Raw genomic sequence first — 24,257 nt, forward strand, 5'->3', positions numbered from 1 at the left:
CGATTTTTGTAACTTTGAGAGACTCGGGCGGTAGAGCCGCCCGAGTTGGCGTGGGTTCTAGACCGCCCAGCAGGAGCAGCCGAGAGCGCCAAAGAAGCCCTTCAGATCGGCGATCGGCAGCTTCGACGTCCAGGCTCCCGCATGGTCGTGACCATGCACGCCGCAATCGCTCGCGCAGCCGCAAGTCGAGATTGCCGTGCGCCGCAGCGAGCGGGCACCTGCACCCTCCGGTTCGCCCCAGGCTGCATAACCGCCGAACTTGCGCACCGGCGACCAGTCAGGCATTGCCGGGGGTACGTCGTTTTCGTCGAGCGTTTTGAAGTCACCCGCTCCAAAGACGATCTTGCCGCCGACCATGGTCAGTTCCGAAGTCAGGAACGAGATTTCGTCCTCCGCGCAGGAGAAGAAATCCTTGTCCGGCACGATGAGATCGGCGAACTGGCCCTTCTCGATACGGCCCTTCTTGCCCTCCTCGTTGGAGAACCAGGTCACCTTTTCGGTCCACATCCGCAGTGCTGTCTCGCGGTCGAGGCAGTTGGCGCGTGGGTAGAGCTGCATGCCGCCCACGGTCTTGCCGGTCACCATCCAGGACAGCGAGACCCAGGGATTGTAGGAGGCCACGCGGGTGGCATCCGTGCCGGCCGATACATGGACGCCCTTGTCCAGCATCCTGGCGATTGGCGGGGTGGCTTCGGCAACGCCGTGGCCGTAACGCTCGGCAAAATATTCGCCCTGATAGGCCATGCGATGCTGCGTGGCGATACCGCCGCCCAGCGCTGCAATACGGTCGATCGAACGGTCGGAGATGGTTTCCGCGTGATCGAAGAACCAGTTCAGGCCTTCGAGCGGAATATCCTTGTTGACCTTCTCGAAGACGTCGAGCGCACGCGAGATCGTCTCGTCATAGGTGGCGTGCAAACGCCACGGCCAACGGTTCTCGGCCAGAACCCGCACGACTTCCTCGAGTTCGCCCTCCATTTCCGGGGCCATTTCCGGGCGAGGCTGACGGAAGTCCTCGAAGTCGGCCGCGGAAAAGACAAGCATCTCCCCTGCCCCGTTGTGACGGAAATAGTCGTTGCCCTGCTTGTATTTGACGGACGACGTCCAGTTGAGGAAATCCTCCTTTTCCTGCTTGGGTTTCTGGGTGAACAGGTTGTAGGCAAGCCGGACCGTCATCTGCCCATCGTCGGACAGTTTCTGGATGACTTCGTAATCGTCCGGATAGTTCTGGAAACCACCGCCGGCATCGATGACGCCAGTGACGCCCAGGCGGTTCAGTTCGCGCATGAAATGACGGGTCGAGTTGACCTGGTAGTCGAGGGGAAGCTTCGGCCCCTTCGCGAGCGTCGAATACAGAATTCCAGCGTTCGGCCTGGCGAGCAGCAGACCCGTTGGAGTGCCGTTGGCATCGCGGGTGATCTCGCCACCGGGCGGATTGGGCGTCTCGCGCGTGTAACCCACGGCTCGAAGCGCCGCGCCATTCAACAGCGCCCGGTCATAGAGGTGCAGGAGGAAGACCGGCGTATCCGGTGCGATCGCGTTGATCTCCTCGATCGTCGGCAGGCGCTTTTCGGCAAACTGGTGCTCGGTGAAACCGCCAACGACGCGCACCCATTGAGGGGCCGGCGTGATCGCCACCTGCCGCTTGAGCATATCCATCGCGTCTGCCAGTGAGCGGACGCCGTCCCAGCGCAGCTCCATATTGTAGTTGAGCCCACCGCGAATGACGTGGGTATGATTGTCGATCAGGCCGGGCAGAACGCGCTTTCCCTTGAGATCGATGATCGTCGTGTCGGCTCCTGCCAGAGCCATGATGTCGCTATCGGCGCCGACCTCCAGAAACAGCCCGTCCTTGACGGCAACGGCGGTTGCGGTCGGCCTGGTGCGGTCAAGGGTCGTGAAGCGTCCGTTATGGAGGATCAGATCTGGATGCATGGTGTCTACTCCGGTCTGGTTGGGATCGGCGGCATGAGCCCGCGAGAAGAGGTTGGAGATTGCCAGGCTTGAGGCTGCTCCGATGAAGGTCCGACGCGTCGTCATCAGCTCCGCTCCTGCGCCTTCGTTTCCGTGCGGCGGGCAGTCTCGGCAGGCTTGGCACCCTTCGGCAAATGGCCGAACATATGTGGCTTCACCTGGTGGAGCCAGGAAACGGTTGCAGGCTCCTTGCTCCACAGAGACTTGGCAAGCGGAATGATCTGTTCGCCGACGAGAATGCCCAGCAGGCCGACAAGCGCGATGACCGGCGGCGCCGGCGAGCGAACATTGAGCAGGCTGTAGACGATGCCGACCAGCAATCCGGCGCCGAGAGACAGAAGATAGATTTTCATGAGAAACCTCCTGGAGAGATGGAAGCCGCTCCGATGAACGATCGGAGCGGTCTATCAGGCTTACTTTGCAGGGTTCGGGCCGATGCGCTTGCCATGCGTGACGCGTTCCTGGCCGCCATGGACGTGCGTCACCGCGTAATCGATGCCCATGCCGTAGGCGCCGGAATGTTCCTTCACCAGGGCGGTAACCGCATCGTAGGTTTCCTTCCGAGCCCAGTCGCGCTGCCATTCGAGCAGAACCTGCTGCCAGGTGACGGGGATGACGCCAGCCTGCACCATGCGATCCATCGCGTATTTGTGGGCATCGGAAGACGTGCCGCCGGATGCATCGGCGACCATGTAGATCTCGTAGTCGGGAACGTCATGCAGAGCGGAGAGCGCGAAGGTCGTGTTGCAGACTTCCGTCCACAGGCCGGAGACGACGATCTTCTTGCGGCCGGCCGCTGCATTCCTGGCGAGCGCATCACGGACGTTCTGGTCATCCCACGAGTTCATCGAGGTCCGCTCGAGGATGTCGTTTTCCGGATAGACTGCCAGAAGTTCCGGAAAGGTGTTGCCGGAGAAGCTCTCGGTTTCGACAGTGGTGATTGTCGTCGGAATGTTGAAGATCTTGGCAGCCTTGGCGAGTCCGACGACGTTGTTCTTCAAGGTCTGGCGATCGATGGACTGGACACCAAATGCCATCTGCGGCTGCTGGTCGATGAAAATGAGCTGGCTGTTGGCGGGGGTCAGGACTTCGAGCTTGGACATTGTCAGTTCCTCTCTGGCTGTTTGGACCGCGTCGATGCGGCAGGTTGGTCGAGCAGCCGGACACTATGTCCTGGCGCGCGTGAAGGGCGGCGTGTGGCAGGTCCGAAATCGATGTCTCGTCAACACGTTGTCTCGACTGCTGAAATGAAACCTAAAGCACTTCTGCACCCTGTAGAATTGCAACATTCATTCTCATTGCATTGCGACTTTGGCAATTATCGCGGCATTGTTCATATCTCTGCGAGTGACCATTTCGCGAGGGTCAGTTCCGGATCGATCGCTGCGAAACTCACCACAACGGGCACTGCTGGTCTTGTTCAAATCAGCTGTCTGCAGCTCGAGCGGTGGCGAGTTTGGCGGATGATCATTTGCGCCGTACCCGCCGACCGACACCCGAAGACGAACCGGATGAACCCGCAGGCTGTCAGACCGCGGCGCGCTCGTCAGACACGCTCATCACTGCGTCGGAGATCACCTCGGCCACCGCTGCCGGAGCCGAGAGCAACGACATGTGGCTCACTTGAAGCTCGGTTGTCCTTGCCTTCATTTTGACGGCGAGCTGACGTTGCAACTCGACGCTGACCGCACGGTCGTCGCTGGAGACGACGTAGAATGTCGGTCTGTCCGACCAGGCCGTTTGGGTCACCTTGTCATTGAAGGTTGGCAGGCCAAGCGGCGTCTGCACGGCCGCGAGCAGTCTCGCCTCGCTTTCTGGAAGGTCCTGAGCAACGTTGCTGATCCAGCTTTCGACACTCATCATGAGCTTGCCGTTGCCGATATCGGTGACGCCGCCGAGGCCCGGAGGGGCTTCGTGAGCACCCACCTGATCGCCGGTTGATTGTCCGGCGTCCGGGGCGAAGGCAGCGACGTAGACCAGGGCTTTCACCTTCGGATCGGTACCAGCTTCCGTGATGACGGTACCGCCCCAGCTATGGCCGACCAGCACGACCGGTCCCTTGATTGCATCAAGCACCAGCTGCGTGGCAGCAACGTCATCGGCCAGCGAGGTGGTCGGGTTTTGGACAGCGACGACATCAATGCCCTTCTCCAAAAGCAACCGGATGACCCGGCGCCAGCTGGAACCGTCGGCCCATGCACCGTGAACGAGAACAGCGGTGGCCTTGTGCGATGAAGACATGTCCATGATCAATCTCCTTGATTGTTTGAGGCGTGCTGGCCTTCAGGCGCTCGGCCGTCAGAGCTACAGCGAGAAAATTCGGGAAAAACCCTGGGAATGTGCCGCTCGGCGACCAGCCTCCGGCGGTCGGCTGACCAGTAAAGGCAGCCGTGTCCAAGGACGGGTTCGTCGTTCGGGCTAGAGGGTCTCTCTATGCAGCGAGCGGCTCGAGATTGGCCTCGATCTCATCGCGGAAGTTTTCATAGCGGCTCGGCAGTTTCAGTGCCTCACCGAGATGCGCCGTGTCTTCATCCCGATTGAAGCCGGGCTCATTGGTGGCGATCTCGAACAGGATGCCGCCCGGCGTGCGGAAATAGATCGCCCAGAAGTAATCGCGGTCGATGACCGGGGTCACCTGGTAGCCCGTATCCATCAGCGCCTTGCGCACCTCGAGCTGCTTTTCCCGGTTGTCGACGGCAAAAGCGATGTGATGAACGGAGCCGGCGCCCTGCCGGGCAAATGGCGTGCTTGGCAGGGCAGCCAGGTCGATCGTATCGGCACCATTGCCGCCAGGGATGATGAACCGGGTGACATCGCCTTCCGTCGCGGCCCGCTCATACCCCATGAAGCCGAGAAGCTCTGCGGTGGCAGCCGTTTCGTGCAGGTTGAAGCGCGCTCCCGAAAAGCCGCGGATGGCAACATCCTCGGGCACGCCTTCGCCGGTCCAGGCGGAACGGGTGTCGTCAGCCGTTTCGACCAGAGCGAACCCGTCGCCGTCAGGACCATTGAACCGCAGGCGGTTGGCGCCAAACACGGTATCGCTGGCGATCCCGCCGACGCCTTGCGCCACAAAGCGATCCTTCCAGAAGGAAAGCGCACCCTTGGGAACCGCAAATTGCGTCTCGCCAACCTCGCCGACACCCGGACGGTTTGGCATCATGTTCGGGAAGGGAAAATAGGTCATGACGGTGCCGGGCGTGCCGTCTTCATCACCGTAATAGAGATGGTAGACGCCCGGATCGTCGAAGTTGACGGTCTTCTTCACGCGGCGAAGGCCGAGCGTTTCGGTGAAGAACCTGTTGTTCTGCCGTGCATCAGACGCCATGGAGGTGATGTGATGCAGTCCTTTGATATCCTTGATCATGGCCCTTGTCTTTCTGCGCTGTCGTTGCGTTTCGTTGGACAGAGATTTAGCCGGGTTGATCGCGCTGCAGAATTGCAATATTACTGTCGAATGAATTGCTCTCGGTGAAACAATTGAGATGAACGACTACAAGGTTCTGAAAACTTTCCTGCTGGCTGCCGAGAAGCGCAATTTCGCGCAGGTCGCGCGCGAACTGAACATGACAGCCGCCGCCGTGACGCGCGCAATCGCGGCATTGGAGGATGACCTCGGTGTTCAGCTTTTCGTTCGAACCACACGGCAGGTATCGCTGACGACGGATGGTGCGGTTTTTGCCGCTCAGATCCAGCCGGCGGTGGAGGCGCTCGAAAGTGCCCGCAAGGATGTCCGCAACGCCCACAAGGCGGACCAGGGCCGTCTGAGGATCAGCGCGCCGACCTGGTTCGGCAAGGCGGTGCTGCAACCGATCCTGTCCGGCTTCCGGGAGCTCTACCCGAAGATGAGCTTCGAGATTTCGCTGTCGGACGGTCTCGTGAATATTGTCGATGACGACTATGACCTGGCGATCCGCATCTCCTCCCAGCCATCGGACAAGTTCACGATCTGGCGCAAGATCCGCGTCGTCCCGCGCATTCTCGTTGCAGCACCAGGCAGCCGGTTCGTCGACATGCAGCATCCAAGTGAACTGAAGCCTGCCGACTGCCTTGCCTATAGCGGCGAAAGCCGGCAGGAGAACTGGGTTCTGTCGGATGGCGGGGCGAGCATGACAATCCCGGCCGGCCAGGCGTTTAGCGCCAACAGTGGCGAGGTTCTCGCTGACATGGCCGCCGATGGCGCCGGTGTCGCGATGCTGCCGGGATTTCACATTTCGGAACACCTGAGGACAGGACGGCTGGTTCACGTCCTGCAGGGTTGGGCGCCGCCGGATCTCTGGTTGACGCTCTACTATCCGCCGTACCAGGCGCTGCCGCCCCGCATTGCCTCATTCTCAAAGTTCTTCGAAGAACAGGTGGCGTCGCATATGGTGATGCTGGACTGAGACGGCCTTCAAAAGCCTGCTACGCGTAATCAACAGAGCCCGATCTCATGCCCTTTTGCGCGCGATGATGTCCTCGGCGACCAGGGCTTGCAGGCGCCACAAATTGCGGTCGCGTATACCCTCCGCCTGGAGGTCGACGACCGTCTTGTGAAGATACTCGGCGCAGGAGCCTCCCTGGCCGCAGGCCGTTGCGATCAGTGAGGATGCCTGTTCTGCCGGCAGCGGATTGGTCAGACCGAGCCGCTTGGTGCTCGCCCAGAAGGTCAAAGCCCTGCGGGTGCCACTTTCGGTCCGGACGGACAGCCACCGCACCATGTGCTTCACCTCCCGATATTTGATCTCGCGCGCAACGAGCGCGCGTAGATCTTGACGCCGCCGCTCGGCCGAAAGCTCGAACACGATCCCGTCGCATTGACCGCCGCGCTCCAGCGCCATCATCAAGCCCGGCGCGTCGCTGGTTGCCCGCCACCGCTCGATTTTGAGGGAAAAGGATCTGTGCCATCCGTAAGCCGTGGCGCGATGCCGGTCGACCGGCTCAAACTCCGGGTTCCAGATCAGCGAACCATAGGCGAAGATCAGCAGGGGATCGCTACCCGCCTCGCCTTCGATACTTTCGACGATCGCATCCAGTTCCTTGTCGGACAGCGGCGTCCAGCCCGGCTCCGGTCCATCGTCGCGGATGTCCCTGATCGTCAGGGCAACAAGCTCGCGGGTCAGCTGCATCATGGTCTCAAAACGTTGTCGCAAGGATCAAAGGTGGCCGCGACAGTCACCTGTCGCGGCCATCCTTGGGGAGGTTTAGCTTTGGATGAAGGTCAGCAGGTCCGCATTCAAGACATCTGCATGGGTTGTCAGCATGCCGTGCGGATAGCCGGGATAGACCTTCAGCGTGCCGTTCTGGACGAGCTTGACGGACAGCTTGCCGGCATTGTCGATGGGAACAACCTGGTCGTCGTCGCCATGCATCACCAGCACCGGAACAGTGATCGCCTTCAAGTCTTCCGTCTGGTCTGTCTCGGAAAACGCCTTGATGCCATCGTAATGGGCCTTGGCGCTGCCCATCATGCCCTGCCGCCACCAATTCTGGATGACGCCGGGATAGACCTTCGCATCGGGCCGATTGAACCCATAGAAGGGGCCTGTCGGGAAATCGATGAACAACTGCGCGCGGTTCTCGGCAACGCCTTGGCGGATACCATCGAAAACGTCCATCGGCAGGCCACCAGGGTTGGACGCCGTCTCCAGCATCAGCGGCGGCACGGCGCTGACCAGGACTGCCTTGGCGACGCGCCCGGATGGCTGACCGTGCTTGGCAACATAGCGTGCAACTTCGCCGCCACCGGTGGAATGGCCGATGTGGACGACGTTCCTCAGATCGAGCGCCTCGACGACGGCAAAGGCGTCCGCAGCGTAGTGGTCCATGTCGTGACCGTCCGATACCTGGGCAGAGCGGCCGTGACCACGACGGTCATGGGCGATGACGCGATAACCCTTGCCGACGAAGAACAGCATCTGCGCATCCCAGTCGTCTGACGAAAGCGGCCAGCCATGATGGAACATGATCGGTTGAGCGTCCTTCGAACCCCAGTCCTTGTAGAAGATTTCAACGCCGTCGTTTGTCGTGATCGTGCCCATTGTCCTGGTCCCTTCATCGGAGTTTGCGGCAGCGGATGCTGCTTGCGCGAAAGTGGTCGGAAATACGGTTGCTGTGGCCGCTGCAGCTCCAGAGAGCAGGACGGTGCGGCGGCTCAGGGGGTATAAATTCTCGGTCATGGTGCCTCTCCTGCAATGTTCATCAGGTGACGTTGTGTCCGTCTGATAGGGAGATACTCGCAGTCGAACCCCCGAGCCGCAATTGCATTGATAATCCGCATTCCATTGCGCTCAGTGCAACAATAGATTTGGTGTGCATGAACGGGTGCGTGAACCCGAGCATGTGCAGCCAGAGGAAAGCAGTTTGGATTCAGCGCTCAGCTCCCTCTCGGGACAGAAGGATCCATCCGGATGGGCGGCGCCTGCTTGCTCGTTACCTCGTCAGCCCAGCGAGCTGCCTGTCGAAGTCAGCCGGATCAAAGTAGTCGCGCCACACCTTGATAGAGCCGTCTTCGATGGTGAGCGTTCCCATGACCGGCAGCGTGATCATGCCGCCGCTCGCATGCCTGAAGATATCCACCCGCTCATTGAGTACGACATTGCCCGTTGCTGCAATGTGGGTCACGGTCCAGTCGACAGTGAAGGACGTCCCGACGCCGAAGTCATGGTGGAACTTGCGGACATTTTCCCGGCCTACGATATCGGGGAACGGCACATTGTCGTAGAGGACATCGTCGGCTAGCAATGCCAGTGCGTCGTCAATGCGGTTGGCGGTCCAGTGACTGAAGAAGGCATTCGCGATCGAGATTGGATCGTTGGTCATGGCTTGATCTCCAGCGCCGGGCTTCAGGCGAATTTCACGAAGTTGATCGCCGGCAGCGCCCCGCCGGGAAATTGGGTGAGCTTTCCACCGATCGAGATCGGGCCGAGATCAATTCCCGCAAATCCGAGCCTGCCGATCAGCGCCGCCACGCCTGCCTTGGCCGCGGCATCATCGCCGGAATAGAACAACACGCGCTCTCCGCCTTCCGCGCGCGGGTCTGCCGCGACGAGAGCCGGAGACAGATGGTTGAAGGCCTTCACCACGCGTGCGCCAGGCACGAGACCGGTCACGATCTCCGTCGACAGACGGCCATTCAGCTCCGCCGGCTTGAACAGCGGTGCCTCGATCGGGTTGTTCGCATCAATGACAATCCGGCCACCCCAATGAGGCAGACCCGACAGGGCGGCCTGAAGCTTCGACCAAGGCACGGCAATGAGGACGATGTCGGCCTGCGCTGCTGCCTGGATCGTTCCGGCCGAAATGTGTGGTGCGAGCTCAGCAGCCAGGCCGGAGAGACTTTCCGGGCCACGGCTGTTGGCGATCGTCGCTGCAATGCCGTTGCGTGCGAGCGCCCTTGCAAAGGCTGCGCCAATGTTCCCAGCGCCGATGATACCGATACTTGTCATGGTGGTTCTCCTTTTCAGTTCTGGTTAGGGGCAAGATCCAGGCGGACTGCCATCGACCGTGAGCGTGGCGCCGGTGATGTAGCCGGCGTCCGGACCGACGAGGAAAGCGACAGCGAGGTTCTTCAGCGTCTCCGCGAAGACCCCATCTTCAGCATCCATGCCCGTTGATGGCACCGGGCTGAATGACATCCGTTCGCTTCCGTTCATGGAGTGAAGATGGATCGTTTATTGCTTCTTGATTAGCGGTGAATCCGCGGTATGACCTTCAAGCAAAGCTTGAAGGCGCCCCATGGACAGTCTTTCCAACTTGCATTCCTTCGTACGAAGCGCCGAGCTTGGCGGGTTCTCCGCCGCGGCTCGACATCTCGGTCTCACACCCGCCGCGGTCAGCCGCAATGTCGCGGCACTGGAGGCTGCTCTTGGCACGCGCCTCTTCCAGCGCAGTACGCGCAGCCTGACGATGACAGAGGCCGGGGAACGCCTGCTGCTCTCTGTTCGCGACAGCCTGGAAAACCTCCAGACGGCGATGGCCGAGGCGTCCAGTGACAGCCACCAGCCAGCCGGCGTGTTGAAGATCAGTATGGGGCCGACCTTCGGGATAGCCTATATTTTGCCAATGCTGCCGGAGTTCATGACGCGGTATCCACTGATCCGTCCGGAATGGATGTTCGAGAACCGGCCGGTGGATCTGGTCGCGGAAGGCTATGACGCCGCGATCGGCGGCGGCTTCGATCTTGCCCAGGGCATCGTGTCGCGTACGCTTGCGCCCGCGCATCTCGTCGCGGTCGCCTCGCCTGCCTACATGCGCATGCGGCCGACACCGGCCGATCCCGCCGGGCTGACCGGTCTCGACGGCATCGTCATGAGGTCGTTGCGTACCGGTCGCATTACCCAGCGCCAGATGCGCAATGTCGATGGGCTTGAGCAGTCGATCGACCTTAAGCAGACGCTGGTGGTCAACGATCCCGCTGCCATGCGGGCGGCGGCGCTGCTCGGGCTTGGCGTCACGATGATCGCCAAGCCGGACGCCCTGCCCTATCTGGAGCGAGGAGAACTCATCCGGCTTCTGCCAGGATGGTGGGCAGATGCTGGCCCTATCTCGATCTACTACGCCAACCGGACCATGCTTCCCTCAAAGACCCGCGTGTTCGTCGACTTCATCGCCGAGGCGTTTCAGCGGGAGAGATATGCCGAGCGTTTCGCTGGAAGTCTGGGTTAGATGCCCTCATTGCCGCCGCCTCATGTGCAGCCGCAATCAAGTCTGATCCGCTGACAGAGGAAGATCATGCTCCTTCGCCACGTCGGCGATCAAGGAGCGCAGCCACCGATGTGCCGGGTCGCTGCGGTAGCGGACATGCCAGGCAAGCTCGACCGGAAACGTACCCAGATCGACCGGTGCCGGCAGCACCTTCAACCTTTCGTCCCGTGCCAGGCGCTGGCAGATCAGGCGTGGCAAAGTCGCGCAGTAATCGCTGACGGCGACCATCTCCGGGACGGCCAGAAAATGCGTCACCGAGACGGCAACGTCACGCTTCAGTCCCTGCTGCTGAAGTGCCTGGAACAGGCCCACTCGCATCCGACCGGGCGGAAGCACGTTGACGTGCTTCATGCGTTCATACTGCTCCTGGGACAGGCTGTCACCGACCTCCGGATGATCCTTCCGCACCACGCAGGCCAGCCCATCGTCCATGAGATGCTGCACGACCATATTGTCAGGAGGATCGACGATCCTGCCAAGCACCATCTCGGTTGCGCCTGAGACGGCGCCCGTCTCGACCAGGTCATTGCCGAACGGCGTGAGGCGCAGCCTGATCCCCGGCGCAAGCTCCCGCAGCCGCGCGACGATCAACGGCATCAGCACGAACTCGACATAGCTGTTGGGCGCGATGGTGAACTGCCGGGTTGCCAGCGCGGGATCGAATGTCTGCTGACCACCAATCGCCTCGTCGAGGCTCGAAAGTGCTGTGCGAACGACCGGCGCAAGCTCTTCGGCCATCTGCGTCGGCCTCATGCCGTAGCGCTCGCGGACGAACAGCGGATCGCGCAGCGTCTCGCGAAGACGATTGAGGGCATTGGAGAGAGCCGGCTGCGTCATCCCCAGTCGCTCGGCCGCGCGCGTGACATTGCGCTCGTCCATCATGGTCAGGAAGACAGGCAGCAGGTTCAGGTCGTACTTCATCGAGCCATATTGCCAAATGCATATCTGAAATCAAGAAGATAAATTTCATAAATACAGCGCCGACAGGCATGATCACTTCATCCGAACAGTCGGACAGATCGAAAGGATCAGCCAAATGAACATCCTGATGGTTCTCACCTCGCATGACCAGCTTGGAGACACGGGCCGCAAGACCGGCTTCTGGCTGGAGGAGTTTGCCGCCCCGTACTACGCCTTCCTCGAAGCCGGCGCCCATGTCACCGTCGCATCGCCGAAGGGTGGGCAGCCGCCGCTCGACCCGAAGAGCGACGAGCCAGGCTTTCAGACGGAGCAGACGCGGCGCTTTCATGCCGATCCGGCAGCACAGGCTGTGCTCGCTTCAACCGTGCCGCTCGCTTCGATTTCGCCTGAGGATTTTGACGGTGTCTTCTATCCCGGCGGCCATGGTCCTCTCTGGGATCTGGCGGAAGACAAGACCTCGATCGCGCTTATCGAAGCCCTGTACCGATCGGGCAAGCCGGTCGCCTTCGTCTGCCACGCCCCGGGCGTCTTGCGCCACGTCAAGGCGGTCGACGGAAGCCCTCTGGTTCAGGGCAAGCAAGTCACCGGCTTCAAGAACACGGAAGAAGACGGCGTCGGCCTGACAAACGTCGTGCCTTTCCTCGTCGAGGACATGCTGAAGCAGAACGGCGGCGTCTATTCCAGCGGCGCGGACTGGTCCTCCTACGCGCTCCAGGACGGCCTGCTGATCACCGGCCAGAACCCCGGCTCGTCCGTCGAGACCGCCGGCATTCTGATAAGTACGCTTCGTGCAGATCAGGCCGCCTGAGGGCGGTCGCGGAGGGCGCCGTCCCAGAGCCGGCGCCCTCCTTCACCTCGCAGCTCCGCTCGCCCAGAATCACATCGGTGCAGCCGCCGGGCCGAACACCTTCTCGCAATATGCACGCAAGCTGTCGGGCCGATCTGCAGTCCCGCGATAGGCTATGTGCCCGTCCGGCCGGATCAGAACCAGCACAGCAGCGCTGAGGCCGTAGGCGGAGTGTGCTTCGTTATCGAGGTCTGACAGAGAAGCCGGGTCGTGTTCGATCGCCATGGCCGCTCCGAGCACCAACCTGGGGCGCACGAAGTGCCAGTCCTGCACCTCTCCGCAGGCAGCCCGCAGTGCGCTGATGGCATCGGCGTCTCGCCCATCGAAGGCCAGAAGCGTCCAGCCCCAACTGTGGCCGTCGGGATTGTAGAGATGGTCGAACAAAGTCGTCGAGCTTCCATCCGGCGCAATGAGCTTGGCATCCGGTGCCCGATCACCCGCCTTCGGCGCGGCCTGCCCGACCAGATCCGCAAGACCGGTCAGATGATCCTCGTTCAGCGGGCTCTCCGGATAGGCCACGGACAATTGTTGAAGATCGTCGCTGCCCTGGATCAGCGCGCCGATGTCCGGCAGGAAGCGCGCGGCGAGATCGAAGGCCGCATCCTTGATGGTTCCGCGATACACGCTGTTCTCGAAGCCGCGGACCTGCTGTCCGTCGAGCCGGCGATGCTCGCCACCACGTTCGGCACCGTAGGAATCCAGCAGGGTCGGCGCACCGCGGCCGTTCAGCGCCATGGCCAGCCGCCAGGCGATGCCGACCGCATCGTGGAGGCCGGAATTCATGCCTTGTCCGCCGGCCGGCAGCGACTCGTGACCGGCGTCGCCGACGAGGAACACCCGTCCCTTGGAGTAGTGCTCTGCAGCGCCATGCTGGAAGCGGCTGTGGGTCAGCCAGACCGGGTCGGTGAGGGTCAGAGACACATCGCCTGTCACCTCCCGCGCGATCGCCTGCATCTCTTCGAGCGTCAGGTCACGGTCGGGAATACGCGTGTCGTCGGACAGCAAGAACAGACGATGATAGCCTTCCCAGACCGGCAGCACGCCACAAAAGCCGCGGTGGTAGTAGAAGAACCACAAATGGTCGAAGTCTGTCGAGCGGCGCCAGCTCAGCTTGGCATCGAGCTGCCGGTTGATCACGTGAGGCAGTTTCTCGAGCTCGAAATCGAGCCCCAGCTCCTTCCGCACAAAGCCCGCATGGCCATCGGCGCCGATGAGGTAGCGGCATCGCAATCGCTCAGTCGTCCCTTCCAGATGATGGTCATCATCGTCGCTGACGGTCGCGATCGTCACCAGAACGCCCTCCGCATCCTGTTCGAAGCCAACCACCTTGCGGCCGCGCTCAACCTTGCCACCTGCCTTTTCGATCTGTTGCGATAGCGTGGTCTCGATCACATCCTGACCGCTGTAGAGAACAGGTCCATAAGGGCTTTTCACGTCGGCGATTTTGACCGGGTTCACTGGGCGTCCGTTCAGAAGCGTGTTTACCTGCGTGATGCGATAGGACTTCTCGGCAAGTGCGTCGCGGACGCCGATGCTCGCCAGCAACTCCTGCGGTCGTGACCACAGATTGTTGGCACGCGAGTGCGGCTTCGGGTGACGCCTCTGCTCGAATAGACGAAATGCAATGCCGTGATGGGCAAGGGCACAGGCTGTGGTGAGGCCGATCGGTCCGGCGCCGATGATGATGACGTCGGTGTCGAAACCGTCAGACTTGGGTGCCATGGTCATGTCGTTCCTCTCTCTGTGGACTGGACGGGTCGGCGTCTGCCGCGCTGAAGGTTTCGTCGATGACGTCGTTCAGGTCCCTCAGAACCGCGATGGCGGCGGCGAGACGCTCGCTGCCGATCCGATCGAGGATCCGGCTATCGAGCGGAAGCACTGCGGCTTCAGTCTGGCTGAGTGCTGCGCGGCCCGCAGGGGTCAGGACGACAAGCTTTGCGCGTCGATGATGCGGGTTGGGTTCAAACCGGACGAAGCCCCGTTCGACGAGCAGGTCGGCGACACGCTGAACTGCCTGCCGGGTCAGCCCCATGTTGCGTGCGATGTGGGCAACGGGCAGCGGCACCGGCGAGTAGCCGAGCGCGCCAAGCACCTGCCACCATGCGGTGGTCAGCCCCAGTGGCTGGACGAGCGCATTGCCCGCGTCCACCAGCCGGCCGTTCGTCTCGAACACGGCGAGCACGAGCTGGCGGACATTTTTCTGTGCGTCTTCGGAAATCATGACAACCTGACGTCTATTGGACAACATGCTGTCAATTCGCATTGGAGGTTTCGGTTCCACGCCAGCGAGCCATTTCCCCTGCAGCCCTGCATCGTTGAACGCGCCTCGGGAGGCGAGCGCGACCGCCCTCCCATCACGAAACCGTGCCGTGTTGTGTTCGCCGCCACGATTGGTCGCCAGCCGAAAAAGCGGTAGGTTTGAACGCAGTTCATCGCTGAACTCGAGAAGGAGATCAGTATGTCTGACATCGATTTCGAACGCCGAGCCTTGCTTGCCACGGGCGGCGCTTTCGCGCTCGCCGGGTATACGGGCCTTGCAATGCCTGCACGCGCCGCAGATCTCGCCGCGACGCCGACGATGCGCGGCGGCGCCAACAATTACATGCCCGGCGCCAAGATCGTCGAGCGTATCGGCAGCGGCGGCTTCTGGATGTCGGGCACAGTGCGCCGCGCCGGAGACGGCGCGCCGCTACTGGGTCGGCGCATTCAGATCTGGGCCCATACGACCGAAGGCAGCGAACGCGACTTGCGCAGCCACGGCGCTACCCTGACCGACGCCAATGGCGCGTTTCGGCTCGAAATGCCGCAGATAGTGCCGGCGCTCGGTCAAGCACATGCGCACCTCGCCTATGACAGCGGTGAATACGACACCGTGTTCCTCCGCCCCTTGCTGCCAAGTCCGAAGGTGACGAGCCTGGAGGCGCATTTCATCCTGCAGCCGGTCTGACCCGACTTGATGCGCATGGCCCGCGCAGTGCTGATCTGGACCGGCCTCGCGCTGGCGCTCGTCTTGCCGCTCAGCCACGCCGCGACGAGCGAATATCTGGCCTGGCGCGACCCGGTCTATATAGCCTCCGGCTTTGCGGGCGTCTTTGCTCTGTCTCTCCTGCTGGTGCAGCCCCTGCTCGCGCTCGGCTGGCTGCCGGGTCTGCATCTCATTCGGAGCCGCCGCGTTCACCAAAGAGTAGGCGTGGTCTTGGTCGCGGCCGTTGTCGTCCACGTCGCTGGCCTGTGGATCACCAGCCCTCCCGACATCATCGACGCGCTCCTGTTGCGCTCGCCGACGCCGTTTTCCGTGTGGGGGGTGGCCGCCATGTGGGCGCTGTTTGCAGCCGCGCTACTGTCTTTGCTGCGGCGTCGCCTTTCGCCGAGTTCCTGGCGCGTCGGCCACACAAGCCTCGTCAGTCTCGTCGTGGTTAGCGGCTCGGTCCACGCGATGCTGATCGAGGGGACCATGAACACGACGTCGAAGGCCGTGCTTTGCGGCCTTGCCATAATGGCAACCCTGGCCGCCGTAGCGAGCCCGTGGCTGCGTGCAAGAAGGCGCGCTCCGGCCAAGGAATGACTTTCTGAACCCCACGAGGATCCTCGTTGACTTCGATCAGGCCACGGTCTCAATCGACAGACAGCGCTTCATGCACGGCTTTCCAGGAAATTTTATCCGGCGCGACCAGCAGATGGCCATTCTCAAGGGTCGGTCTGTAGGCGTCGCCGGTCAGCGTTGATGCATAACCACCCGCTTCCGTGTGGATCAGCACTCCGGCGGCATGATCCCAGGGCTTCAGGCTTTCGTTGAGACCAAAGCTCATCGCGCCTGACGCCAGCATCCGATATTCCCACGCCGAACAGCGCCATGTCGTGACACGCAGGAACTTCAAAACGCGCGGCGCCAGTTCGGCGCGTCGTTCCGGCTTGAACATGTGCAACGGGATGAAACCGTGCATTTCGGCAATCGGCATCGGCGCCGCTACGGCAAGGCGCATTGCTCCTCCATCGGCCGCGACGTGCCATGCACCCTGGCCCGGCCGGGCCACGAGGAAATCGCCGAGGACCGGGTAATGGATTATGCCGGCAATGGTTTTTCCGCCCGCGACGATGGCGAGAATGCTGCCGAACATCGGCGTGCCGTGGGCGAAATGCCAGGTGCCGTCGATGGGGTCGATGACAGCCGCCAGATCCGCCTCCTTGAGACGCGACAGGATCGAGGCATCGTCGGAGACGGCTTCTTCACCGACGATCACGATGCCCGGAAGCCGTCCTTCCAGCCGCTGGCCCAGCACACGCTCGGCTGCAATGTCGGCGTCGGTGACAATGTCGTCGGCCGCCGTCTTGGCACGGATGGCATCGGCGGTGATGGCGCGAAAGCGCGGCAGGATTTCAGCCTGCGCCACCGCGCGCATATCGTTCATCAGGCTGGCGAGGAGCTCGTCGCTGACGGCCTTCATGTGCGGCGGGCCTTGATATAGGCCTTCAATTCCTCCGGCCTGTCGGTCTGGAAGACGCTGATGCCTGCATCCATCAACCGGCCCCAGATGCTGTCGGGATCGGTCAGCGCCTTGTCATCCCGCCATTCGCCGCTGCCGACCTGGTCGAGCGTGTTGATCCAGAGCGCCATGTCGGCATCGAGGAACCGCTGACGGTTGAGGGCGATCGTATCGAGATGATCGAAGCGCATCTCGCACATGAACGGCCTGATCTCTCCGAGCAGGGACATGGTGTTGTCGAACTCGCGCGCCGTGAACTTCGCCATCGCCATGAACGGCACGCCGTCGATGTTCTGGGCGCGGACCCAATCCAGATCCTCGCGGGTCATCACCGTCGTCTTCAGGTCGACATAGGACGCAGCACCCATCTCGCGCGCGCAGGCGGCAACTTCTGAAAACAGGTCGCGGTCCTTCAGGTCGAGGTCGGCGAAGATCCGGCCGCGGATGATCTCCAGTGCCTGCTTCAGGGTCGGGATCCGCTGATCCGTCGCCGCCCGGTGCTCGCCGCCGTCATCCTCGCGAAGCGCAATCGCCTGCAGCTCGGCCATCGTCAACGTCTCTGCATCGCGATCGATGGCCGCCACCCGCAGCAGCGTCTCGTCATGCATGATGAAGAGTTCGCCATCGGCGCTCTTGCGAATGTCAAGTTCCACGACATTGGCGCCAACCGCGATGGCACGCTCGATGGCAGCCAGGCTGTTTTCCGGTGCCCCATGCCATGCGCCCCGGTGGGCGACGATGGCGGGGTCGCGGTTGCGGTCGGAGATATAGTCCACGTAGTGCGTCACTTTGCGTATTCCTTACAGCGTAGTCAGGTGCGGCGGGCCGTGAGATAGGATGCGAGAGCCGCCGCCTCGTCGGTCTGGATGACCGAGATGCCGGCATCGATCAGCCGCCCCCAGACCGCTTCCGGATCGGCAAGTGCTGCGGTGTCGGTGAAGCCGGCACAGGCGACGCTATCGAGGGTGTTGACCCAAAGGGCCATGCCGGTGTTTCGGGTGATCGGCTGGAGCGCTTCCAGCTCCTCGAGCCTATCGAAGTAGATCTCGCAGACGGCGGGCGATAATTCCTGCAGCAGGTCCAGCTGCCGTGCCGCATCCGGAACGTTAAGCCGGGTCTTGGCCAGGAACAGCACGTCATGCGGCAGGATCGTCTCGCGGATCCAGGAAAGGTCGTCGCTGCTTTTCAGCGATGACCAGAGGTCGACCTCGCCGTCGACACCCATTGCCTTGGCAAGAGCGATCACATCAGGGATCACCTGGCGTTCCTTGACATCGAGATGCAGGAAGATGCGCCCGCGGGTCAGCTCGAACACCTCGGCGAGGCTCGGCAGTCTTTCCAGCGTCAAGCGATTGGCATCGCCCCCATCGCGGTCACGCAGACGCAGGGCGGCAAGCTCGGCGGACGCCAGCGCCTCCGGCCTCTGATCGAGATCGGCCATCCGCTCCAGCGTCTCGTCATGCAGAAGGAAGAGACCACCATCGGCGGAGCGGCGAATGTCGATCTCCACGACATCGTAGCCTGCGGATATTGCGTGCTCGATTGCGGGCAAGCTGTTTTCCGGCGCCTTTCGCCAGATCCCCCGATGCGCAACCACGGCGCAATCGCGCGTCCGGTCGGCAATGAACTCCCTGTAGGTCACTGGTATTCTCGCACCGATGCCGACCGCACCTCGGCAAAGGCCTTTGGGATGGCGCGGCCCGTATCACCGTCGAAGAGATGCAGGCGCGCCTGCGGGAAGGACAGCGACAGCGTCTGGCTCGCGTCGATCTCGACGCCGAAGGGCATGGCGATCCGCAGGTTCTGCCCGGCGATCGTCGTCTCGAGGATCTCGTGAGAGCCGAGATCTTCGCGGTATCGGACCTCAGCCTTGATCGACCCCCCAGCGCCGACGGTGATATCTTCCGGGCGGATCCCGAGCTGGAACTCACCCTTGCGGGCGCAGTCTCCGACGATCTGCCCATCGGCAAGCCGCAGAGTGGACCCATCGCCCGTGACCTGCAGAACGTTCATCGGCGGCGAGCCGATGAACTTGGCAACGAAGACGGAAGCCGGATTGTGGTAGATCGCCTTCGGCGTATCGAACTGCTCGATGTGCCCCTTGTTGAGGATGAGGATGCGGTCGGCAAGCGTCATCGCTTCCACCTGATCGTGGGTAACGAAGACGCTGGTCGCACCAATGCGCCGATGCAGCTCGGAGAGCTCCACGCGCATGTCGTGGCGCAGTTGCGCATCGAGGTTGGACAGCGGTTCATCGAACAGCAACACGCCAGGTTCACGGATGATGGCGCGGCCGATCGCGACGCGCTGGCGCTGGCCGCCCGACAGCTGGCTCGGCTTGCGGGCGAGGAAATCGGCAAGCCCCAGCATCCTGGCGACGGTGCCGACGCGTTCCGTCCGCTCGGGCTTGGAGACGCCGGCGACCTTCAGGCTGTAGGCCATGTTCTCCGCAACGGTCATATGCGGATAGAGCGCGTAATTCTGGAACACCATGGCGCAACCGCGATGTTTCGGCTCCAGATCCTGCACCTCACGGCCGCCGATCATGATCTTGCCACCAGAAACCCTTTCCAGACCGGCGATCATCTGCAGAAGCGTCGACTTGCCGCAACCGGACGGGCCGAGCACGACGGTGAACTCTCCGGGGCGCAGCGAGACGTCGATGGGCGGGATGATGACGGTCTTGGCATCATACGACTTGGTGACGCCGATGAGCTCGATCTCGGCCGCAGCGGCGCGAATGGCTGTGTCGATAGCGGTCATGGGATCATTTCTCCGAGAGAACGAGGCCCTGGACGAGAAAGCGCTGCAAAAGCGCGATCATCGTCAAGGGGACAAGGGAGACGAGCACGGCGCCGGCCATGATCATCGGAAAGTCCGGCACCTGGCCGTCCGCATCCGGCACCAGACGGGCAAGGCCGACCACGGCAGTCTGCATGTCCGGTGTCGAGGCGCCGACCAGCGGCCAGAGATATTGCGTCCAGCCACTGAGGAAGGTCAGCACGAAAAGCGAGGCAAAGCTGGTGCGCGCAAGCGGCAGGAGAATGTCGAAGAGGAAGCGGATCGGCCCTGCCCCGTCCATGCGTGCTGCCTTGAACAGATCCTTCGGCAACGTCAGGAAAAACTGGCGGAACAGGAAGGTGCCGGTGCCATGTGCCACCAGAGGCGCGACCAGACCGAAATGCGTATCGAGCACGCTCAGTTCGAGATGGACGGGTGAGCCGAAGACCGCCTCGATCAGGCCGTTGAGACCGGTGAAATCCAGAACCGCGTTCAGCGGCGAGAAGACGTTCGATGCGACCTGATAGGTGGTGATGACGCGGATATCGAGCGGCAGCATGATGGTTGCGAGGATCAGAGCGAAGGCAATGCCTGCCCAGCGGATGCGAAAATAGACGATCGCATAGGCCGACAGGAACGACAGCACGCAGGTCGCAAGGGCGTTCGAGAAGGCGACGATCAGACTGTTGAGCATCTGCACCGGGATGCGCGTGTCATGGATGACCTTGCTCATGTTGGCGAGAAGCTCCGTGCCCGGAAGCCAGGCCAGCCCGTTGCGCAGCATGTATTCGTAGGATTGCGAGGCGGTCGACAGCGTCAGGTAGAGCGGCCCGACGATATAGAGGATGCCGATGGCGAGCAGGATGCCGGCCGCGATGTTGATGGATCGGGCGTTCTCGACCATGTCTCAGCGCTCGTAATTGATGCGCCGGCCAAGGAAGAAGAACTGGCAGGCCGCAAGAAGAAGGACGAAGACCATCAGGATGGCCGTCTGGGTTGAAGCGCCGGAAAGATCGAAGCCGCGGAAGCCGTCGACATAGATCTTGTAGACGAGCAGCGTGGTCGCACCGCCCGGACCACCGCCGGTAATGGTGTCGATCAGTGCGAAGACCGAGGTGATGCTCTCGGTGAATTCCAGGACGAAGGTCAGGAACAGGTGCGGCATGATCAGCGGCAGCTGCACGTCAATAATGCGCCGCCACGGGCCGGCGCCGTCCATCGCGGCTGCCTGGTACATCGTGTGAGGGATCGAGCGCAGTCCGGCCAGCAGGATGACGAAGTTGAACGGTATGCCGCTCCAGACATGCGCACCAACCAGCGTGATGAAGGCATCCGTGCCATCGATTCCGGGATTCCAGAGGCCGGGAAACAGCGCGTTGAGCGGCGCCATCAGCCCGACGAAGGGATTGAAGATGAAGGCGAAGACGACACCGATCGAGGCACCGGCGACACCTTTCGGCCAGACGAGCACGTTGCGCGCGGCATAGGAGAGGCCGATCTTGCGATCGGCGGCAATCGCCAGCATCAGCGGAACGATGACTGCGAGCGAAGAGGCCGTCAGCATGAAAATGACGGTGCGGCCAGTGGCAGCCCAGAATTCGGGATCGGTCAGTACCCGCTGAAAATTCTGCAGGCCGACGAATTCCGAGCCGCCGCCAAACGGCTGCTCCAGGAAGAACGACCAGTAGAAGGCCTGGAAGACGGGCACGTAGAAGAACAGCAGGATCAACAGCATCAGCGGTGCCACCAGGAGAAGCGGCAGCCAGCGATGACCGAACAGGGACGATTCCGACGACATGGAGGAAGCTCCGGAACAGAAGGATGGCATGGGGCAGCGAGCCGCCCCATGCTGGGAGGGCCTTGAGACCGATCAGGGAAGCTTCTTGCCCTTGTAGGTCTGCTCGAAGCGGCGCAGCAGCTGGTCACCACGCTTCTTGGTGTTGTCGAGCGCCATCTGCATGGTCTGCTGGCCGGCAAACGCCTTCTGGGTTTCTTCCATGAAGACTTCGCGGAACTGCACGTAGAAGCCGAGGCGGATGCCACGGGTGTCCGGCGTCGCGGGCTGGTTCATCGAGTCGACACCGACCTTGGCGGTCGCATATTTGGGCGAATTCGCCTCGTCGCTCTTGGCGATGACATCCAGAACATCGGTCGTTACCGGCACGTAGCCGGTGTTCGCCGTGAAGAACATCTGCTGTTCCGGCTTGCGAAGGAAGTCGAGGAAAGCCTTCGCGGCTTCTATCTCGGCCTTGTCGTGGCCCTTCATGACATAGATGGAAGCACCGCCGACAAAGGTGTTGTGGCGCTCGAAGCCCTTGTACATCGGGGCCATCGAGACGGTCAGCTGGTACTTGCCGTCGAATGCCTTGGAAGCCGCGGCGTAGGAACCGGAGGACTGTTCCATCATCGCGCATTCGCCGGCGTTGAAGGCGGCGGTGTAGTTGCCGGCCTTGGTGTCGGCAGCCAGGCGAACCAGCCCTTCCTTGCGCCACTCGACGAGGTTGGCGAGATGCTTGGCGGCAAACGTCGTGTTGATGAGGTATTCCGCATCAAGCCCATCATAGCCGTTGTGCTTGGTTGCGATCGGCAGGCCATGGCGGGCGGAGAACTGCTCGAGGACGCGCCAGGTGTCGCCATCGGTGACGAACGGGCACGCGTGTCCCGCAGCCTTCAGCTTGGTGGCGGCATCGATGACCTCTTCCCAGGTCGTCGGGGTCTGCATGATCCCGGCTTTTTCCAGCTCGGTCTTGTTCGTATAGAACAGCAGCGTCGAGGAGTTGTAGGGCTGGGCAAACAGCTTGCCGGTGGAGGTTTCGTAATAGGCGCGAGCGCCGGCGATATAGTTGTCCCACTTGACGTCGGGCATCAGATCCTGAACCGGCTCAACGGCATCCGACAGCATCAGGTCGAGCGTGCCTGCGTCGAAGAACTGGATGAGGACCGGATGGTTCTTGGCGCGGTAGGCGGCGATCGCCTTCTGCATCGAAACTTCGTAGGAGCCCTGGCCGACGCAAGTGACCTTGTGCTCGCTCTGCGCGCTGTTGAAGGCATCGCACTGGGCCTTGATCGCAGTCTCGACCGGGCCGGTATTGCCATACCAGAATTCGAAATTGGTAGCCTGTGCGGAGCCCGCACCCGCCATAACGGCAGCCACAGCTGCCAGTGTGAACCTGTTCATCGTCGCCCTTGCCTCCGAGATAGACCGAGCCCCGCTCGATCCTGACAACGGCTTACTACGCTTTACGTGTAACATCTCCGTGACGGTATTCGAGGGTTGATATCCCTACTATCCGCGCTTAATCTGGATGGGCCTGCAGATGGAGACATCTCGCGATTACACTCTTCCTGTGGATTTGAGCGTGCCTGTCAGATATGTACCGGAGGCCCTGATCGCCTCTCGCTTTCGTCGGGCGAACGAGACGACGGTCGTTTCCTCCAACGAGCGTCGGCTGCTACAGCTGATCTGGCGAAATCCTGGCATCTCCCGCTCCGAGATCACCGCCCACACGGATCTTACCCAGCAGTCGGTTCACCGGATCCTCGATCAACTGGCCGATCGCAACGTCATCTTGCTGGGCTCGGCAAAGCCCGGACTGGGGCGCGGCCAGCCGAGCCCGATGCTGCAGCTGAACGGTGCGCATGCCTATGCCGGCGGCATCTCGGTCAACACCGACATCATCGGCATCTGCCTCATCGATCTCGCCGGCAGGGTCCTTGGCGAGCGGGAAGTGCCACTGCGCGAGACGACGATGGATCAGGCGCTTCAACTGGTGAAGCAGCAGGTCCTCGACCTGCAGCGGCAGAACGGCCTTCCCGAAGAGGCGTTCTTCGGCGTCGGCTTTGCGATAGCCGGTTACCATGTCGATGGGACGCGCCATAATGCGCCGCTGCCCCTGCACGAATGGTCGATGATCGAACTTGGTCCGATCATCACCGACCTGTTTGACCGGCCGACCTGGGTCATCAATGCGGGAAAATCTGCCGCCATCGCCGAGTCGATGTTCGGAATCGGCCGCTTCATTCGGCATTTTGCCTATCTTAGCTTCAACTACGGCTTCGGCGGCGGCGTGATTATCGACGGCGACCTGCTGCAGGGCGGCAATGGCAATGCCGGCGAGTTCTCAGGCATGTATGACGAGGTCGAGACCGAGCGGCGACCTGCGTTGCAACACCTGATCGACCGCCTGAACCTCAATGGCGTCGACGTGCCGTCGATCCACTATATGCGCCGCCATTTCGATCGGGACTGGCCAGGCGTATTGGACTGGGTGGAAGACGTGACGCCGGCCTATATTCGCCTCGTCAATGCCATCCGCGCCACACTTGATCCTCAAGCAATCGTGTTTGGCGGTCAGATCCCGGCCGGACTGGCCGCTATGCTGATCGAGCGGACGAAGATCTTCGACAGACCCCGGTATGGCGCCCATCGGGGTGGACCGAAGCTCATTGTGTCGGAGATCCCCAGCGACGCGGCCGCCATGGGCGCAGCGATCCTGCCGTTTCGGCGGACCTTCTATTAGGCTTGGCTTGGATGGCCGGTAGGCGGCGGGCCGTCCTCCTGCGCGCAG

Annotated in this window: 26 protein-coding genes; 6 read left to right on the forward strand and 20 right to left on the reverse strand. The window is 61.9% G+C overall.

Going from position 1 to position 24,257, the window contains the following annotated elements; translation table 11 throughout:
- Positions 1-57: 57 nt before the first annotated feature.
- The 5 genes from AAIH46_RS00970 to AAIH46_RS00990 form a co-directional block, all read right to left on the reverse strand.
- A complete protein-coding gene (locus AAIH46_RS00970; protein WP_430303633.1) occupies positions 58-2,040 on the reverse strand; it encodes an amidohydrolase in 1,983 nt (660 codons plus the stop codon).
- Positions 2,040-2,327, reverse strand: coding sequence for a XapX domain-containing protein (locus AAIH46_RS00975; protein WP_430303634.1), 288 nt, complete (start codon positions 2,325-2,327; stop codon positions 2,040-2,042). The genes AAIH46_RS00970 and AAIH46_RS00975 overlap by 1 nt, the downstream gene beginning before the upstream one ends.
- Before the next feature lie 60 nt (positions 2,328-2,387).
- Positions 2,388-3,077 carry a hydrolase gene (locus AAIH46_RS00980; protein WP_430303635.1) on the reverse strand — a complete coding sequence of 230 codons (690 nt, stop codon included), beginning with the start codon at positions 3,075-3,077 and terminating at the stop codon, positions 2,388-2,390.
- 424 nt (positions 3,078-3,501) lie between these two features.
- Positions 3,502-4,221: an alpha/beta fold hydrolase gene (locus AAIH46_RS00985; RefSeq protein WP_430303636.1), complete on the reverse strand. Its 720-nt coding sequence runs from the start codon at positions 4,219-4,221 to the stop codon at positions 3,502-3,504.
- A 184-nt stretch (positions 4,222-4,405) separates the two neighbouring features.
- Positions 4,406-5,338, reverse strand: coding sequence for a VOC family protein (locus tag AAIH46_RS00990; RefSeq protein ID WP_430303637.1), 933 nt, complete (start codon positions 5,336-5,338; stop codon positions 4,406-4,408).
- A gap of 118 nt (positions 5,339-5,456) precedes the next feature.
- On the opposite strand from AAIH46_RS00990, the gene AAIH46_RS00995 reads away from it, so the two are divergent.
- Positions 5,457-6,356: a LysR substrate-binding domain-containing protein gene (locus tag AAIH46_RS00995; protein ID WP_430303638.1), complete on the forward strand. Its 900-nt coding sequence runs from the start codon at positions 5,457-5,459 to the stop codon at positions 6,354-6,356.
- A gap of 45 nt (positions 6,357-6,401) precedes the next feature.
- Here the strand turns inward: AAIH46_RS00995 and AAIH46_RS01000 are convergent, their stop codons facing one another.
- The 5 genes from AAIH46_RS01000 to AAIH46_RS01020 form a co-directional block, all read right to left on the reverse strand.
- Positions 6,402-7,079: a gamma-glutamylcyclotransferase gene (locus tag AAIH46_RS01000; RefSeq protein WP_430303640.1), complete on the reverse strand. Its 678-nt coding sequence runs from the start codon at positions 7,077-7,079 to the stop codon at positions 6,402-6,404.
- Positions 7,080-7,154: 75 nt separating this feature from the next.
- Positions 7,155-7,991 (reverse strand): alpha/beta fold hydrolase, encoded by an 837-nt coding sequence (locus AAIH46_RS01005; RefSeq protein ID WP_430303641.1) that lies wholly within the window; start codon positions 7,989-7,991, stop codon positions 7,155-7,157.
- Between the two features lie 391 nt (positions 7,992-8,382).
- Entirely contained in the window at positions 8,383-8,772 is a 390-nt protein-coding gene (locus tag AAIH46_RS01010; RefSeq protein ID WP_430303643.1) for a limonene-1,2-epoxide hydrolase family protein, read from the reverse strand.
- 23 nt (positions 8,773-8,795) lie between these two features.
- Entirely contained in the window at positions 8,796-9,398 is a 603-nt protein-coding gene (locus AAIH46_RS01015; protein ID WP_430303644.1) for an NADPH-dependent F420 reductase, read from the reverse strand.
- A 24-nt stretch (positions 9,399-9,422) separates the two neighbouring features.
- The gene (locus AAIH46_RS01020) at positions 9,423-9,587 is read right to left on the reverse strand and encodes a hypothetical protein (protein WP_430303645.1); all 165 of its coding nucleotides are present in this window, start codon (positions 9,585-9,587) and stop codon (positions 9,423-9,425) included.
- 100 nt (positions 9,588-9,687) lie between these two features.
- Between AAIH46_RS01020 and AAIH46_RS01025 the strand changes: the two genes are divergently transcribed.
- A complete protein-coding gene (locus AAIH46_RS01025; RefSeq protein WP_430303646.1) occupies positions 9,688-10,617 on the forward strand; it encodes a LysR substrate-binding domain-containing protein in 930 nt (309 codons plus the stop codon).
- 36 nt (positions 10,618-10,653) lie between these two features.
- Here AAIH46_RS01025 and AAIH46_RS01030 read toward each other — a convergent pair whose 3' ends face one another.
- The gene (locus AAIH46_RS01030; protein WP_430303647.1) at positions 10,654-11,577 is read right to left on the reverse strand and encodes a LysR substrate-binding domain-containing protein; all 924 of its coding nucleotides are present in this window, start codon (positions 11,575-11,577) and stop codon (positions 10,654-10,656) included.
- Between the two features lie 115 nt (positions 11,578-11,692).
- On the opposite strand from AAIH46_RS01030, the gene AAIH46_RS01035 reads away from it, so the two are divergent.
- Complete coding sequence (locus AAIH46_RS01035; protein ID WP_430303648.1) at positions 11,693-12,385, forward strand: type 1 glutamine amidotransferase domain-containing protein; 693 nt, start codon at positions 11,693-11,695, stop codon at positions 12,383-12,385.
- 69 nt (positions 12,386-12,454) lie between these two features.
- Here AAIH46_RS01035 and AAIH46_RS01040 read toward each other — a convergent pair whose 3' ends face one another.
- Both AAIH46_RS01040 and AAIH46_RS01045 read right to left on the reverse strand, forming a co-directional pair.
- The gene (locus AAIH46_RS01040; protein ID WP_430303649.1) at positions 12,455-14,146 is read right to left on the reverse strand and encodes an FAD-dependent monooxygenase; all 1,692 of its coding nucleotides are present in this window, start codon (positions 14,144-14,146) and stop codon (positions 12,455-12,457) included.
- Positions 14,130-14,687 carry a MarR family winged helix-turn-helix transcriptional regulator gene (locus AAIH46_RS01045; protein ID WP_430303650.1) on the reverse strand — a complete coding sequence of 186 codons (558 nt, stop codon included), beginning with the start codon at positions 14,685-14,687 and terminating at the stop codon, positions 14,130-14,132. The genes AAIH46_RS01040 and AAIH46_RS01045 overlap by 17 nt, the downstream gene beginning before the upstream one ends.
- A 195-nt stretch (positions 14,688-14,882) precedes the next feature.
- Here AAIH46_RS01045 and AAIH46_RS01050 point away from each other — a divergent pair, with 195 nt between their 5' ends.
- Together AAIH46_RS01050 and AAIH46_RS01055 are read left to right on the forward strand one after the other, a co-directional pair.
- Positions 14,883-15,371 (forward strand): twin-arginine translocation pathway signal, encoded by a 489-nt coding sequence (locus tag AAIH46_RS01050; RefSeq protein ID WP_430303651.1) that lies wholly within the window; start codon positions 14,883-14,885, stop codon positions 15,369-15,371.
- 15 nt (positions 15,372-15,386) lie between these two features.
- The gene (locus tag AAIH46_RS01055; RefSeq protein ID WP_430303652.1) at positions 15,387-15,989 is read left to right on the forward strand and encodes a ferric reductase-like transmembrane domain-containing protein; all 603 of its coding nucleotides are present in this window, start codon (positions 15,387-15,389) and stop codon (positions 15,987-15,989) included.
- Positions 15,990-16,038: 49 nt separating this feature from the next.
- Here the strand turns inward: AAIH46_RS01055 and AAIH46_RS01060 are convergent, their stop codons facing one another.
- The 7 genes from AAIH46_RS01060 to AAIH46_RS01090 form a co-directional block, all read right to left on the reverse strand.
- Positions 16,039-16,869, reverse strand: coding sequence for an inositol monophosphatase family protein (locus tag AAIH46_RS01060; protein WP_430303653.1), 831 nt, complete (start codon positions 16,867-16,869; stop codon positions 16,039-16,041).
- Positions 16,866-17,696, reverse strand: coding sequence for a glycerophosphodiester phosphodiesterase family protein (locus AAIH46_RS01065; protein ID WP_430303654.1), 831 nt, complete (start codon positions 17,694-17,696; stop codon positions 16,866-16,868). Before AAIH46_RS01065 ends, AAIH46_RS01060 begins: the two co-directional genes overlap by 4 nt.
- A gap of 23 nt (positions 17,697-17,719) precedes the next feature.
- Positions 17,720-18,550: a glycerophosphodiester phosphodiesterase family protein gene (locus AAIH46_RS01070; protein WP_430303655.1), complete on the reverse strand. Its 831-nt coding sequence runs from the start codon at positions 18,548-18,550 to the stop codon at positions 17,720-17,722.
- Positions 18,547-19,671 carry an ABC transporter ATP-binding protein gene (locus tag AAIH46_RS01075; protein ID WP_430303656.1) on the reverse strand — a complete coding sequence of 375 codons (1,125 nt, stop codon included), beginning with the start codon at positions 19,669-19,671 and terminating at the stop codon, positions 18,547-18,549. The genes AAIH46_RS01070 and AAIH46_RS01075 overlap by 4 nt, the downstream gene beginning before the upstream one ends.
- Before the next feature lie 4 nt (positions 19,672-19,675).
- Positions 19,676-20,593, reverse strand: coding sequence for an ABC transporter permease subunit (locus AAIH46_RS01080; protein ID WP_430303657.1), 918 nt, complete (start codon positions 20,591-20,593; stop codon positions 19,676-19,678).
- 3 nt (positions 20,594-20,596) lie between these two features.
- The gene (locus AAIH46_RS01085) at positions 20,597-21,487 is read right to left on the reverse strand and encodes a carbohydrate ABC transporter permease (protein ID WP_430303658.1); all 891 of its coding nucleotides are present in this window, start codon (positions 21,485-21,487) and stop codon (positions 20,597-20,599) included.
- Between the two features lie 72 nt (positions 21,488-21,559).
- Positions 21,560-22,867, reverse strand: coding sequence for an extracellular solute-binding protein (locus AAIH46_RS01090; protein WP_430303659.1), 1,308 nt, complete (start codon positions 22,865-22,867; stop codon positions 21,560-21,562).
- Positions 22,868-23,048: 181 nt separating this feature from the next.
- Here AAIH46_RS01090 and AAIH46_RS01095 point away from each other — a divergent pair, with 181 nt between their 5' ends.
- On the forward strand, positions 23,049-24,209 hold the full coding sequence (locus AAIH46_RS01095; RefSeq protein ID WP_430303660.1) for an ROK family transcriptional regulator: 1,161 nt from the start codon (positions 23,049-23,051) through the stop codon (positions 24,207-24,209).
- The last annotated feature ends 48 nt before the right edge of the window (positions 24,210-24,257 follow it).

Origin of the sequence: Rhizobium sp. 0TCS1.26, from assembly GCF_050455525.1 — a bacterium.
Lineage (GTDB): Bacteria > Pseudomonadota > Alphaproteobacteria > Rhizobiales > Rhizobiaceae > Neorhizobium.